Here is a 14,380-nt window from a genome sequence, read left to right as displayed (position 1 = left end):
CTTGTGGATCAGGCCGGGCGCGAACCCTGCCTCCGCCCTACGCGGCCACCGTGTCGTGGTGGATCGGCGTGTGCGCCCCGCGCAGCGGCACCCCCGTTCCGCCGCGCCGCGCGGCGACGATCTCCGCCGCGATGGACAGCGCCGTCTCCTCCGGCGTGCGCGCGCCGAGGTCGAGCCCGATGGGCGAGTGCAGCCGGGCCAGCTCGTCCTCGGTGACCCCGGCCTCGCGCAGCCGGGCGTTGCGGTCCTCGTGGGTGCGGCGCGAGCCCATCGCGCCGACGAAGGCGACGGGCATCCGCAGGGCGTCCACCAGGACCGGCACGTCGAACTTCGCGTCGTGCGTGAGCACGCACAGCACGGTGCGCGCGTCGGTGTCGGTGCGCTCCAGGAACCGGTGCGGCCAGTCGACGACGATCTCGTCGGCCTCGGGGAAGCGCCCGGCCGTGGCGAAGACGGACCGGGCGTCGCACAGCGTCACGTGGTAGCCGAGGAACTTGCCCGCCCGCACCAGCGCCGCCGCGAAGTCCACCGCCCCGAACACGATCATGCGCGGCGGCGGCACGCTCGACTCGACGAGCAGGGTGAGCCCGCCGGGACAGTGCGCGCCGTCCTCGGACATCTCCACGGTCCCGGTCCGGCCCGCGTCGAGCAGCGCCCGCGCCTCGGCGGCCGCGGTGCGGTCCAGGCGCAGGTCACCGCCGAGCCCGCCCTCGTACGTGCCGTCGGGCCGTACGAGGAGCGCGCGGCCCCGCAGGTCGTCCGGACCGCGGGCGATCCGGACGAGCGCCGCGGTCTCCCCGTCGGCGGCCGCCGCGAGGGCGGCCGCGTGGACGGGGCGGCCCGGGGCATCGACGCCGACCGGGGTGATGAGGATGTCGATGACGCCGCCGCAGGTCAGGCCGACGGCGAAGGCGTCGTCGTCGCTGTACCCGAAGCGTTCGAGGACGCTGTGGCCGTCGTCGAGTGCCTGGGCGCACAGGTCGTAGACGGCACCTTCGACGCAGCCGCCGGACACCGAGCCGATGACGGTGCCCTCGCGGTCGACGGCGAGGGCGGCGCCGGGCGGCCGGGGCGCGCTGCCACCGACGGCCACGACGGTGGCCACGGCGAACTCCCGGCCCTGCGCGACCCACCGGCGCAGCTCGTCGGCGATGTCAAGCACCGGTCCGCCCCTCGGGCCCGGTGCCCGCGCTCAGCACGCGGTCGGGGCGGATCGGCAGCGCGCGGTGGCGGACGCCGGTGGCGTGCCAGACCGCGTTGGCGATGGCCGCGGCGCCGCCGACGATGCCGATCTCGCCGATGCCCTTGATGCCGACCGGGTCGCCGGGGGCGGGTTCGCCGATCCAGTCCGCCTCGATGACGGGCACGTCGGCGTTGGCGGCGAAGTGGTAGCCCGCGAGGTCGCCGTTGGCGAGGCCGCCCGACGCGCGGTCCCTGACGGCCTCCTCGTGCAGCGCCATGGACAGGCCCCAGATCATGCCGCCGACCAGCTGGCTGCGGGCGGTGAGGGGGTTGACGATGCGTCCGGCGGCGAAGATGCCGAGCATGCGGCGCACCCGTACCTCGCCGGTGCCGACGTCGACGGCGACCTCGGCGAACTGGGCGCCGTAGGAGTGCCGTTCGAGCTGGGCCTGCGCGCCGATGGCTTCGGTGGTGTCGGAGCGCACGGTGATGCCCTCCGGCGGGATGTCCGCGCCGAGCGCGAGGCGTTCGCGCAGCTCGGTGACGGCGGCCAGAACGGCCCAGGACCACGAGCGCGTCCCCATGGAGCCGCCGGACAGCCAGGCCTGGCCGAGGTCGCTGTCGCCGATCCGCACCCGGACCCGCTCGACCGGCACGTCGAGGGCGTCGGCGGCCACCTGGACGAGCGCGGTACGGGCGCCCGTGCCGACGTCGGCGGCGTTGACCCGCACGGTGAAGGTGTCGTCCGCCTCGGCGGTGACCGCGGCGGTCGACGGGGCGGCGCCGGCCGGGAAGGTGGCTCCCGCCGTGCCCGTGCCGATGAGCCAGCGGCCTTCGCGGCGCACGCCGGGGCGCGGGTCGCGGTCGGCCCAGCCGAAGCGGCGGGCGCCCTCGTGGAAGCAGGCGAGCAGGTCGTTGTCCTCGAAAGGCAGGCCGGTGACGGGCCCGACGGTGGGTTCGTTGCGGGCGCGCAGCTCGATCGGGTCCAGGCCGCACTTCTCGGCCAGCTCGTCGAACGCGGACTCCAGGGCGAACGACCCGGGTGCCTCGCCCGGCGCGCGCATGAACGTCGGCGTGGGCACGTCGAGCGGCACGACGTGGTTGGCGGTGCGGTGCGCGTCGGCGTCGTACAGGGCGCGGCCGAAGGCGCTGCTGGCCTCGACGAACTCGGTCAGGGTCGAGGTGACCGAGACCCCGTCGTGGTCGAAGGCGCGCAGCCGCCCGTCGGCGTCGGCGCCGAGCCTGACGCGCTGGGTGGTGGGGCTGCGGTAGCCGATGAGGGAGAACATCTGACGGCGGGTCATGACGACGCGCACGGGGCGGCCGATGACGGTGGTCGCCATCACGGCGAGCACGTTGTGGGCGCGGGCCATGGCCTTGGAGCCGAAGCCGCCGCCGATGTGCTCGGAGCGCACCCGCACCGACGCCGGGTCGAGCTGGAACAGCGCGGCGATCTCGCCCGCCGTCGCGAACGTGCCCTGGCTGGAGTCGACGATCTCCAGGCGGCCGTTGTCCCAGCGGGCCATCGCCGCGTGCGGCTCCATGGCGTTGTGGTGCTGTTCGGGGGTGCTGTAGCGCTCGTCCACGAGCACGGCGGACGCGGCGAGTTCGGCGTCCAGGTCGCCCTTCTCGGTGACCGCGGGGCCCATGGCGCTGGCCTCCGGCGTGTAGCGCGCGGGGTGGTCGGCGTGGAAGTCGACGTCGTGCGGCTCGGTGTCGTACTCGACGACCAGCGCCTCGGCGGCCTCCCTGGCCTGTTCGGAGGTCTCGGCGACGACGAACGCCACCGGCCAGCCGATGTGCGGCACCCGGTCCCTCTGGAGGATCTCGGCGGCGGGGTCGGGCCCGAACTGTCCGACGAAGTTCTCCTTCAGCCGGGGCGCGTTGCCGTGGTGGAGGACGGCGAGCACGCCGGGCATCCGCAGGACGGCTTCCTCGCCGACGGAGCGGACGCGGCCGCGGGCGACGGTGGACACGACGATCCAGCCGTGGGCGAGTTCGGCGTAGGGCACCTCGCCCGAGTAGCGGGCCTCCCCGGTGACCTTGGCGAGGCCCTCGATGCGGGTGCGCGCGGCGCCGACGGCGCCCTTGCCCCGGGTCGTTCCGGTGGCGGTGGTCATCGGGCGGCCCCCTCGGTCGCTTCGGTCAGCTCGCTCAGCAGGGCCACGGTGAGGTTGCGCAGGAGCGGCACCTTGTAGCCGTTGTCGGACAGGGGCTCGGCGGCGGCCAGTTCGGCGTCCGCGGCGGCCGCGAAGGCGGTGGCGGTGGCCGGTCCGCCGGTGAGGGCAGCCTCGGCCGCCCGCGCGCGCCACGGCCGCGACGCGACCGCCCCATAGGCGAGCCGCACGTCGCGTACGACGCCGTCCTCGACATCGAGCGCGGCGGCGATCGAGCCGATCGCGAAGGCGTACGAGGCGCGCTCGCGGACCTTGCGGTAGCGCGAGTGGGCGGCGACAGGGGCGGGCGGCAGGGTGATGCCGGTGATCAGGGCGCCGGGCGGCAGCGCGGTCTCGCGGTGCGGGGTGTCGCCGACGGGCAGGTAGAAGTCCGCGAGGGGCGTCTCGCCGGGTCCGTCGGCGGTCTCGTACGAGATGACCGCGTCGAAGGCCGCGAGGGCCACCGCCATGTCGGAGGGGTGGGTGGCGACGCAGTGAGCGGAGGCGCCGAGGATCGCGTGGTTGTGGTGCTCGCCGTCGTGGGCGGAGCAACCGCTGCCGGGCACACGCTTGTTGCAGGACCTGGCCGTGTCGGTGAAGTAGCCGCAGCGGGTGCGCTGGAGCAGGTTCCCGCCGACGGTGGCCATGTTGCGCAGCTGCCCGGAGGCGCCCGCGAGGACGGCCTGGGTGAGCGCGGGGTAGCGGCGGCGGACCTCGGGGTGTGCGGCGAGGTCGCTGTTGGTGACGGTCGCGCCGACGCGCAGGCCGCCGTCGGCGGTCACCTCGATGCCGTCGAGGGGCAGTTCGCGTACGTCGACGAGGAGCGCGGGGCGTTCGACGCCGGACTTCATCAGGTCGACGAGGTTGGTACCACCGCCCAGGTAGCGGGCCTCGGGGTCGGCGCCGAGCAGGGCGACCGCTCCGGCGACGTCGTGGGCGCGCTCGTATCCGAACTCCCTCATGCCGCCGCCTCCTTGACCGCCGCGTCGTCAGCCTGCATCTCCTCGGCGGCGCGGGCGACCGCCCGCACGATGGACACGTACGCGCCGCAGCGGCAGAGGTTGCCGCTCATGCGTTCGCGGATCTCGTCCGGGTCGAGCGGCGGCGCCGCCTCGGCCCCGACGTCGGCGGTGGCGGCGCTCGGCCAGCCCGCCGCGTGCTCCTCGATGACCGCGATGGCGGAGCAGATCTGGCCCGGTGTGCAGTAGCCGCACTGGTAGCCGTCGAGGTCGAGGAAGGCCTGCTGGACCGGGTGCAGCCGGTCGCCGTCGGCGACGCCCTCGATGGTGGTGATCTCGCGGCCGTCGGCGGCGACCGCGAGCTGCAGACAGGACAGGCTGCGGCGGCCGTCGACGAGGACCGTGCAGGCACCGCACTGGCCCTGGTCGCAGCCCTTCTTGGTGCCGGTCAGGTCGAGGCGCTCGCGCAGCGCGTCGAGCAGGGTGGTGCGGTGGTCGACGGGAAGGGTGTGCTTCTCGCCGTTGACGTTCAGGGTGATGCCGCTGGACGTCGTGGTGGCGCCGGGCGTCGGTGGAGCCATGGTCGGCCTTCTTTCGCGATTGCTGGTGCGGTGCGCGAGGGACGCCGGAGTGCTGGGCCGGCGCGGGAAGGGGAGCTTCGGGGGTGAGCGGTGTCCGGAAACTGACGTGGGCGTAGGGAGGCGGCCGGGCTGAGACGGAGGGGTGGGCGCCGCGTGCTGCGGCGTCTCCTCAGGTCTTCAGGGCAGGCGTCCTGGTACGGATTCCGAGCGCTGACGGGGGCAGGTGTCACCGGCCGTCTGCATCCGGCCACACCTGACGCTATGGTGGAGTGGACTCAAACGGACAGCTGTCCGTTACCCCGGGAAATTTAGCGGACACCTGTCCGCTTAGCAAGGCCGTTCCTTGCCCGGCGCGGGACGCGCGCCCCCGACCGACTGGAGGACGACGAGTGCGGGAGAAGCGCGAGACACCCCTGCGCTCGGACGCGCAGCGCAACCGCGAGCGCATTCTGGCCGTCGCGCTCGAGGAGCTGACGCGGTCCGGCGACGCCCCGCTGAGCGCGATCGCCAAGAAGGCCGGCGTCGGACAGGGGACGTTCTACCGCCATTTCCCGAGCCGCGAGGCACTCGTCCTGGAGGTCTACCGGAACGAGGTACGGCAGGTGGCCGACGCGGCGGCCCGCCTCCTGGAGACCAGGACGCCGGAGTGCGCGCTGCGGGAGTGGATGGACCACCTCGCCCGGTACGCGATGACCAAGGTGGGCCTCGCCGACGCGATGCGGGTGGCGACCACCAGCCACGGCACCCTGATCAGCGTGGCGCACGGCCCGCTGACGGCGGCCATCACGCTCCTGCTCGACGCCAACGAGGAAGCGGGCACGATCCGTTCGGGCGTCACCCCCGACGACTTCCTGCTCGCCATCGCCGGGCTGTGGCAGATCGACCCGCACCAGGAGTGGCAGCGGCGGGCCGGGCGCCTGCTCGACCTCGTCATGGACGGCCTGCGGGCGGGCGCACCGGGCGGGGAACGCTAGCGGCTCCCCACCGGCCTGCGCCCGCCCGCCCTCAGGCCGTCGGCCTCCCTGTCCCCCGCTAGCGCCCCTCCTTGCACACCTGCTGAATGGCCGTCACCAGCTGGTCGCGGTGCGGCTGGGCCGCGCGGTCCAGCTCCAGGGCGAACGGCAGCACGGCGCCGTCGGGCCGTGTGATCCGGCGCGGCGGTGCGAGCAGGCGCATCTCCTCGGCGGCCACGGCGACGACCTCGGCGCCGAGCCCGCAGAAGCGGTTGGAGTCGTCGATGACGACGAGGCGGCCCGTGCGCCGTACGGACGCGGCCAGGCCCTGCCAGTCGAACGGGTACACCGTGCGCGGGTCGAACACCTCCACCGACACCTCGTCGGCCAGTTCCTCCGCCACCTCCACGGCCTGCCCCACGAACTGGCCGACCGCGACCACCGTGACGTCCGCCCCCGGCCGCACCACATGGCCCACACCGAGCGGCAGGGGCGCGAGCTCGGCGAGGTTCACGCTCTCGAAGGTCATCGACGAGGCCGCCGGAGTGAGCACCACGACCGGATCGTCGTCACGGATCGCCGACACCATCAGGCCATAGGCGTCCGCGGGGCCCGACGGCACCACGGTCTTCAGGCCCACGTGCGCGAACAGGCTGTACGGCTGGTCGGAGTGCTGGCCCGCCCAGCCGGTGCGGGAGCCGGATCCTGGCACCAGATAGGTGACCGGCACCTTCACCTGGCCGCCCGTCATGAGCGAGAACTTGTGCGCCTGGTTGGCGATCTGCTCGAAGACCAGGAACATCAGCGACGGGATCTGGAACTCGATGACGGGACGGTGCCCGGACAGGGCCGCGCCGGTGGCGAAGCTGGTGAACGCCTGCTCCGACAGCGGGGTGTCGACGATCCGCTCCGGGCCGAAGCGCTGCACAAGGCCCTTGGTGACGTTGGCGACGCCCACCCGGATGTCCTCGCCGAACACGCAGACGCCGGGGTCCCGCTCCAGCTCGTCACCCAGGGCACGGGTGAGCGCGGTCAGATAGCCGAGCTTAGGCATGGGTGCTCACTCCCGCCCGGGGCCGCAGGCCCGTCGCGTACAGATGGTCGAGTGCGTCGGCCGGGTCCGGCTTCGGGCTGTCGAGCGCGAACCGCACCGCCTCTTCGAGTGCGGCCTCCACCTCGTCGTCGACGCGGGCGCGCTCGGCATCGGGGATCCGCTCGCCCTGGATCCGCACGGGGTCGCGGCGGCGCCCCTCGTCGACCTGCTCCGGGGTGCGGTAGCGCACGAACGACCGGTGCTCCCAGGTGTGGTGGGCGTCGAACCGATAGGTGGCGCACTCCAGGAACGCCGGTCCCCCGCCCGCCCTGGCCCGCTCGGCGTGCTTCCGCGCGACGGCCGCCACGGCCTCGGCGTCCATGCCGTCGACCGTCTCGGCGGGAATCCCGAAGGCGACGGCGCGCCCCACGATCGTGCCCGCGACCATGTCCGCCACGGTGGCCGTCGAGGAGTAGCCGTTGTTCTCGCACACGAACAGGACCGGGAGCCGCCACAGCGACGCCAGGTTCAGGGACTCCAGGACGACCCCTTGGCTGACCGCTCCGTCGCCGAAGAAGCTGACGGCGACCCGGTCGGCGCCCGCGCGCGCCGCCGCCCACGCGGCACCCGTCGCGATCGGGGCGCCCGCGCCGACGATGCCGTTCGCGCCGAGGATGCCGAGGCCGACGTCAGCGGCGTGCATGGAGCCGCCGCGCCCCTTGTTCAGGCCCGTCGTACGGCCCATCAGCTCGGCCGTCATGCGGTTCAGGTCGGCGCCCTTGGCCAGGACGTGGCCGTGGCCCCGGTGGGTGCTGGTGATGACGTCGTCGGGGCGCAGTGCCGCGCACACCCCGGCGGCCACGGCCTCCTGGCCGATGTAGGGGTGGATGCCGCCGACGATCTCGCCCGCCTTCACCAGCGCGATGCAGCGTTCCTCGAAGCGGCGGATCATTCGCATCGTGCGGTAGAGCGCCACCGCGTCCGGACGGGACCCGCCGGTGTCCGCCGAGGGTTTCGGCATGCTGTCACTCACTTCCCTTCAACTCCGTGGTGGCTCACCCTGAGGGCGAGCGCGGCGACGGTGGGTGCCTCGAAGACCGCGCGGATCCCGAGGGGCGTGTCCAGCGCGGCGCGGATGCGGGACACGAGCTTCACGGCGAGCAGGGAGTGCCCGCCGAGGTCGAAGAAGTTGTCGTCGACGCCGACGTCCGGTACGCCGAGGGCGTCGGCGAACAGCGCGCACAGCGCCGACTCGGTCGCGGTACGCGGCCCCCGCCCGGCCGGCCGCCCGGCCCCCTCGTCCGGGGCGGGCAGGGCACGCCGGTCCAGCTTGCCGTTGGGGCTGAGCGGCAGCCGCGGCACCGGCACGAAGACGGAGGGCACCATGTACTCGGGCAGGGTCCGCGCGAGCCGGTCCCGCAACTCGGTGCCTTCCGGGACGCGTTGCCCGGCTCCGTCCGGCACGCAGTACGCGACCAGGCGCCGGTCCCCCGGCCGGTCCTCGCGCACGACGACCGCGGCCCGCGCGATGCCGGGGTGGGCCACCAGGGCGGACTCGACCTCGCCCGGCTCGATCCGGAAGCCGCGGATCTTCACCTGGTGGTCGGCGCGCCCCAGGTACTCCAGGTTCCCGTCGGCGCGGCGCCGGGCGAGGTCGCCGGTGCGGTACATCCGCTCCCCCGGCCCACCGAAGGGGTCGGGCACGAACCGCTCGGCGGTGAGCCCGGGCCGGTGCAGATAGCCGCGGGCGAGCCCGGCCCCGGCGACGTACAACTCGCCTGTCACGCCGGTCGGTACGAGCTGGAGGTGCGCGTCGAGGACGTAGGTGCGGGTGTTGCGGACGGGGCGGCCGATGGGTGGTGCCTCCGGGTCGGCCGGGTCGGCGTCGGAGAACCACGCGGTGGTGTAGACGGTGGCCTCGGTCGGGCCGTAGACGTTGACGATCCGCGCGCCCGGCACGGCGGTCCGGATCTCCGCCAGGGTGTGCGCGGGCAGGGCCTCGCCGCCGAGGGCCACCACGTCCGCGCCCAGGTCCACGTCGTGGTGGCTCAGGAGCTCTTCGAGGGCCGAGGGGACGGCGCAGACGAGGGTGCCGTGCCACCGCCCGCCCGCGCGCTCGCCGAGGGAGAGGACGTCGGCGACGACCTCGATGACGCCGCCGGAGAGCAGCGGTCCGAAGATCTCGAAGACGGAGACGTCGAAGGTCAGCGGCGTGGCGGCCAGGGCGTGGGCGAGACGTTCGGTGCCCAGGGCCTCGCGGCCCCACAGCACCAGGTCCACGACGTTGGCGTGCGGGACGAGCACTCCCTTGGGGCGGCCGGTGGACCCGGACGTGTAGAGGACGTAGGCGCCGTTGGCGGGGGTGAGGGGGCCCGTCCTGTCGCTGTCGCGCGGGTCCGTGGCGGGCACGTCGGTGTCTGTGTCCACGTCCACGTGCACGCGGGGCACGTCCGCGGGAAGCGCGCAGCCCACGTCGGGGGCGGTGACGACGCAGGCGGGCGCGGCGTCCTGGAGCATGAAGGCGATGCGGTCGGCGGGGTGACGCGGGTCGACCGGCAGATAGGCGGCGCCGGTCTTCAGGACGGCGACGAGGGCGACGATCAGCTCTGCGGAGCGGGGCAGGGCGAGGGCCACGATCTGCTCGGGCCCGGTGCCCTCGGCGATGAGCCGGTGCGCGAGCCGGTTGGCGCGCGTGTTCAACTCCGCGTACGTGAGCCGCTCTTCGCCGAAGACGACGGCCGGGGCGTCCGGGGTGCGCGTCACCTGCTGCTCGAAGAGGTCGACCGCCGTGAGCGGCGGGACGGGCCGTGCGGTGTCGTTCCACTCCTCCAGGAGGAGCCGCCGCTCCTTGGCGCTGAGCAGGTCGAGGCGGCCGATCGGCAGGTGCGGGTCGTCGGCGGCCGCGTGCAGGAGCCGGGCGAGACGGGTCGCGACGGCGTCCACGCCCCCGGGGTCGAACAGGTCGGTGCTGTACTCGAAGAACCCGGTCAGACCCGCGGGGCTGCCGTCCTCGGTGAAGCGTTCCTCGATGTTGAGGAGGAGGTCGAAGCGGGCCGAGCCCGGGTGCAGGAGGTCGGTGGCGATCTCCAGGCCGGGGACGTCGAGGCGCGGCGCCGGGGCGTTCTGCACCACCAGGGACACCTGGAACAGCGGGTGCCTGCCGATGGCGCGCGGCGGGTTGAGGTCGTCGACCAGGTACTCGAAGGGCACGTCCTGGTGCTCGTACGCGCTCAGGGACACGTCCCGGACGCGGTGGAGCAGGTCACGGAAGGCGGGGTTGCCCGAGGTGTCGTTGCGGATGACGAGGGTGTTGACGAAGAAGCCGACGGAGCGGTCGAGGCTCTGGTCGGTGCGGCCCGCGATCGGTGAGCCGACGGGGATGTCGGTCCCGGCGCCGAGCCGGGTGAGCAGCGCCGCGAGCCCGGCCTGGAGCACCATGAACAGGCTGGTCCCGGTCTCCTGGGCGAGCGCGGACAGCCGCCGGTGCAACTCGGCGTCCCAGGCGACGGAGAGCGTCTCGCCGCCGTAGCCGGGGGTGGCGGGGCGCGGGCGCGCGAAGGGCAGGTCGACCTGCTCGGGCAGGTCGGCGAGCTGGCGCCGCCAGTAGGCGAGTTGGTGGGCCAGAGGGCTCGCCGGGTCGTCGGGATCGCCGAGGAGGTCGCGCTGCCAGAGGCCGTAGTCGGCGTACTGGACGGCGGGGGCGAGGGCCGGACTGTCGTGGCCGTGTCCCTCGGCGGACGCCACGCGGCGCGCCTCGTACGCCGCCGTCAGATCCTCCGTCAGCGGCGCGAACGACCAGCCGTCGCAGGCGATGTGGTGCACCAGGAGCAGCAGCACGTGCTCGCGCGCGCCGACCTGGAAGAGGTGGGTGCGCACGGGGATGTCGGCCGCAAGGTCGAAGTGGTGGCCGCTCGCCGTGGCCAGGGCGCCCGGCAGCTCCGCCTCGGTCGTGCGGGTCACCGGCAGGGGCGGCCGGGCGCGCTCCGGCGGCAGGATGTGCTGGCGGGGCTCGCCGTCGTGCTCGGGGAAGACGGTGCGCAGGGACTCGTGCCGGGCGACGAGGTCGGCGACGGCGGCGCGCAGCGCGGGGATGTCCAGGTCGCCGCTGAACCGCAGGGTCCAGGGGACGTTGTAGGCGCGGCTCATGCCTTCGAGGCGGTGCAGGAACCACAGGCGGCGCTGGGCGAAGGACAGCGGGAGCGGGTCGGGGCGCTCGGCCGGGCGCAGGACGGGGCGGGCGTCGGGGGCACCGGCGGTGTCGGAGGTTCCAGGTGTCCCGAGCGCGTCCAGGTGCGCGGCGAGTCCGGCGACCGTGGGGTGCTCGAAGAGGGCGCGGATGGTCAGTTCGGCGCCGAGGCGGGTCCGTACCCGGGCGGTCAGGCGGGTGGCGAGCAGCGAATGCCCGCCGAGCGCGAAGAAGTCGTCGTCGATGCCGATGCCCTCGACGCCGAGGATCTCCGCGAACAGGGCGCACAGCACCTCCTCGCGCTCGGTGCGCGCGGCCCGCGCCGACTGTGCCTCGACGACGGGCGCGGGCAGCGCCGCGCGGTCCAGCTTGCCGTTGACGGTCAGCGGCAGCCGTTCGAGGAGCACGAGGGCCGACGGCAGCATGTAGTCGGGCAGCCGCTCCCGCAGGTGCTCGCGCAGGGCGGCGGTGAGCTGGCCGCCGCGGCGTGCGGCCACCGGGCTGGTGGCGTACGCCAGCGGGTCGCCGGGGGTGCCGTCGGGCTCGTACGCCTCCAGGACGGCGCCGTCGCTGTCCCCGCGCCGCACGAACACCGCGTCCACCGCGTCCACCGCCGTCGCCGCCAAAGTGACCGCGACGCGGTAGCCAAGGCGCTCCCCGAGCAGGTACAGCTCCTCGGGGTCGACGCCGTGGGGCTCCTGGGCGAGGAGGCGGTGGGCGTCGGCGACGGCGGCGCCGTTGTCGAAGGCGCGGGCCGCTGCGGTCTCCTGGGCGGTGCGGCGGTTGGGGACGCCGAGGACGCGCAGCCGCTCGGGGGCGTGCCGTTCCAGGTGCGCGCCGATCGCTTCGGCGTCCGGACCTTCGGCGAGGGTGTCGCCGAAGCCGAGCCGGGTCCCGCTGCCGGGTGCCGTCGCCGCGGGCGTCCGGTGCAGGACGACGTCGTAGCGGTACCGGGTCATCTCGTTGTGCCGGGTGCCGCGGCGCACCTGGATGTCCACCGCGCCGACGGATTCCTCGCGGGCCGCGAAGGCGTGGAAGAAGTCGGGCGCGAGCAGCAGTTCCTCCTCGCGCACCAGGGCCCGCTCGACGGCGTGCCGCACGTCGGCGCGCTCGGCGTCGGGGGCGGCACGGCGCAGTTGCACGGCGGTGCCGAAGGAGCGCAGGGCCCGCAGGTCGCGGACGTCACCGACGAAGACGGCGCCGCCGGGGGCGGTGTGCTCCAGGGCCTTGGCGAGGACGTCGAGGAGGTAGCCCGCGCTGGGGAAGTACTGGAGCACGGAGTTGATGACGACGGTGTCGAAGTGGCCGCGGGGCAGGCCGCTGAAGTCGTGCGCGGCCTGGTGCCGCAGCCGTACCCGGCCGGCGAGCCCGGGGCGGGCGGCGACCTCGCGGGTCAGCTCGTCGATCGCGCGCGCCGACACGTCCGTGCCGACGTACTCCGCGCAGTCCGGTGCGAGCCGGGAGAGGAGCAGGCCGGTGCCGACGCCGATCTCCAGGACGCGGCGCGGGCGCAGTTCCCGGATGCGGCGGACGGTGGTGTCGCGCCACTCGCGCATGTGGTCCGGCGCGATGGGCCGTCGGTCGGTGTAGCTGTCGAACCAGCTGGCGAAGTTCTCGCCGAGCGCGGGACGCGCGGCTCCGGCCCCGACCCCGGCCCCGGCGTACTGGGCGTCGAACACTTTCTCCCAGTCGCCCACTTGCCGGGCCGCGGTGCCGTCGGCCGTGGCCGCGTCGGGCTCCTGGCGGAACTCCGGTACGACGTAGGCGACCAGGCGCCGGTCGCCCGGTCGGTCCTCGCGGGCGACGACGGCGGCCTGCCGGGCGGCGGGGTGCGCGCCGAGTGCGGCCTCGATCTCGCCGGGTTCGATCCGGAAGCCCCTGATCTTGATCTGCTGGTCGGCGCGGCCGACGAACTCAAGGACGCCGTGCTCGTCGCTCCGCACCACGTCCCCGCTGCGGTACATCCGGCCGCCGGGCGGGCCGAACGGGTCGGCGAGGAAGCGCCCCGCCGTCAGGCCCGGACGGCCCAGATAGCCGCGGGTGACGCCGGGCCCGGCGACGTACAACTCCCCCGCCACGCCCGGCGCGCACGGCCGCAGGGTCTCGTCGAGGACGTACAGGGACAGGTCCCGGATGCCGGCGCCGACGCGGCTCGGGGCGTGCGGGGCGGCGTCGGCGGCGGTGAGCCGCGTGAGGGTGGTGTGGACGGTCGTCTCGGTGATGCCGTACATGTTCACGAGCACGGGGGCGTCGTCCCGGTGGCGGGCGTACCAGGGCGCCAGCTTGCCGAAGTCGAGGGCCTCGCCCGCGAACACCACCAGGCGCAGGGCGAGTTCGCCGCCGTGCGCGGCGCCCTCGCGGTCGGCCTCCATCAGCGGGTGGAAGGCGGAGGGCGTCTGGCTGAGGACGGTGACGCGCTCGGCGGCGAGCAGCGCGCGGAAGCGCTCCGGCGCCCGGCTCGTCTCGTACGGCACGACCACGAGGCGGCCGCCGTGCAGCAGGGCGCCCCAGATCTCCCACACCGACACGTCGAAGGCGTAGGAGTGGAACAGGCTCCACACGTCGTGCTCGTCGAACCGGAAGTCGGCGGCCGTCTCGGTGAACAGGCGCACGACGTTGTCGTGCGAGACGACCACGCCTTTGGGGCGCCCGGTGGACCCGGAGGTGTAGATCACGTACGCGGTGGTCGCGGGTGTGACGGGCCCGAGGCGGTCGCTTTCGGTGGGGTCGGTGTCGGGCCGTACGGCGAGTTCCTCGACGGTGCCGCGGGCCGAGAGCACGAGCCGGGGGATCTCGGCGCGGACGTCCATCGGGTCCTGGCTGAGGAGCAGCACGGGGCGGGCGTCGGCCAGGGTCCCCTCGACGCGATCCGGCGGGTGGTCCAGGTCGAGCGGGAGATAGCCGGCGCCCGACTTCAGGACGGCGAGGATCGCGACGACGGCGTCCACCGAGCGCGGCAGGGCGAGCGCGACGAGGCGTTCGGGTCCTGCGCCGCGGGCCAGCAGGGCGTGCGCGAGGCGGTTGGCGCGGGCGTTGAGGGTGGCGTAGTCGAGGTGGTCGTCGCCCAGGGTGAGGGCGACGCGGTCGGGGTGGCGGATCACCCGCGCCTCGAACAGGTCCGTGAGGGCGGCGGCCTGGCCCGGCGCGGGGGCGCCCGGGGGTGGTCCTGGGCGCGTGCCGCGGTGGTCGGTGGGGCCGCGGTCCGCCTCGGCGAGGGCGCGGTCCGATCCGGTGAGGGCACGGTCCGCGCCGGTGTACGCACTGTCCGATCCGGTAATTGCCATTGCCAAGCCCCTTGGTCGCTCGCCGACGCTGTCGCGTTGTGCCGTT

General features: G+C 74.4%; 8 protein-coding genes. 1 reads left to right on the top strand and 7 read right to left on the bottom strand.

Translation table 11 applies throughout. From position 1 onward, the window contains the following. Positions 1 to 37 precede the first annotated feature (37 nt). From OO63_RS01785 to OO63_RS01770, 4 genes are read right to left on the bottom strand one after another with little or no spacing between them, the layout of a single operon-like run. Positions 38 to 1,162, bottom strand: a complete 1,125-nt coding sequence (locus OO63_RS01785; RefSeq protein WP_030361708.1) for an XdhC family protein — start codon at positions 1,160 to 1,162, stop codon at positions 38 to 40. Beyond that, on the bottom strand, positions 1,155 to 3,302 hold the full coding sequence (locus OO63_RS01780; RefSeq protein ID WP_030361709.1) for a xanthine dehydrogenase family protein molybdopterin-binding subunit: 2,148 nt from the start codon (positions 3,300 to 3,302) through the stop codon (positions 1,155 to 1,157). Before OO63_RS01780 ends, OO63_RS01785 begins: the two co-directional genes overlap by 8 nt. Beyond that, positions 3,299 to 4,300: an FAD binding domain-containing protein gene (locus tag OO63_RS01775; RefSeq protein ID WP_030361710.1), complete on the bottom strand. Its 1,002-nt coding sequence runs from the start codon at positions 4,298 to 4,300 to the stop codon at positions 3,299 to 3,301. Before OO63_RS01775 ends, OO63_RS01780 begins: the two co-directional genes overlap by 4 nt. Further along, positions 4,297 to 4,878, bottom strand: coding sequence for a (2Fe-2S)-binding protein (locus tag OO63_RS01770; RefSeq protein WP_030361711.1), 582 nt, complete (start codon positions 4,876 to 4,878; stop codon positions 4,297 to 4,299). Before OO63_RS01770 ends, OO63_RS01775 begins: the two co-directional genes overlap by 4 nt. 389 nt (positions 4,879 to 5,267) lie before the next feature. Here OO63_RS01770 and OO63_RS01765 point away from each other — a divergent pair, with 389 nt between their 5' ends. Then, positions 5,268 to 5,852 carry a TetR/AcrR family transcriptional regulator gene (locus tag OO63_RS01765; protein WP_030361712.1) on the top strand — a complete coding sequence of 195 codons (585 nt, stop codon included), beginning with the start codon at positions 5,268 to 5,270 and terminating at the stop codon, positions 5,850 to 5,852. A gap of 58 nt (positions 5,853 to 5,910) precedes the next feature. Here the strand turns inward: OO63_RS01765 and OO63_RS01760 are convergent, their stop codons facing one another. The 3 genes from OO63_RS01760 to OO63_RS46240 are packed head-to-tail and all read right to left on the bottom strand — an operon-like array spanning position 5,911 to position 14,334. Next, positions 5,911 to 6,885: an alpha-ketoacid dehydrogenase subunit beta gene (locus OO63_RS01760; protein ID WP_030361713.1), complete on the bottom strand. Its 975-nt coding sequence runs from the start codon at positions 6,883 to 6,885 to the stop codon at positions 5,911 to 5,913. Continuing rightward, positions 6,878 to 7,897: a thiamine pyrophosphate-dependent dehydrogenase E1 component subunit alpha gene (locus OO63_RS01755; RefSeq protein WP_234311355.1), complete on the bottom strand. Its 1,020-nt coding sequence runs from the start codon at positions 7,895 to 7,897 to the stop codon at positions 6,878 to 6,880. Before OO63_RS01755 ends, OO63_RS01760 begins: the two co-directional genes overlap by 8 nt. Then, complete coding sequence (locus OO63_RS46240; protein ID WP_051810435.1) at positions 7,894 to 14,334, bottom strand: non-ribosomal peptide synthetase; 6,441 nt, start codon at positions 14,332 to 14,334, stop codon at positions 7,894 to 7,896. The genes OO63_RS01755 and OO63_RS46240 overlap by 4 nt, the downstream gene beginning before the upstream one ends. Positions 14,335 to 14,380: the final 46 nt, after the last annotated feature.

The sequence above is a fragment of the Streptomyces alboflavus genome (genome assembly GCF_000716675.1).
Lineage (GTDB): Bacteria > Actinomycetota > Actinomycetes > Streptomycetales > Streptomycetaceae > Streptomyces > Streptomyces alboflavus.
The sequence above is the reverse complement of the archived record's forward strand: the minus strand, read 5'-3'. Positions and strand labels throughout refer to the sequence as shown.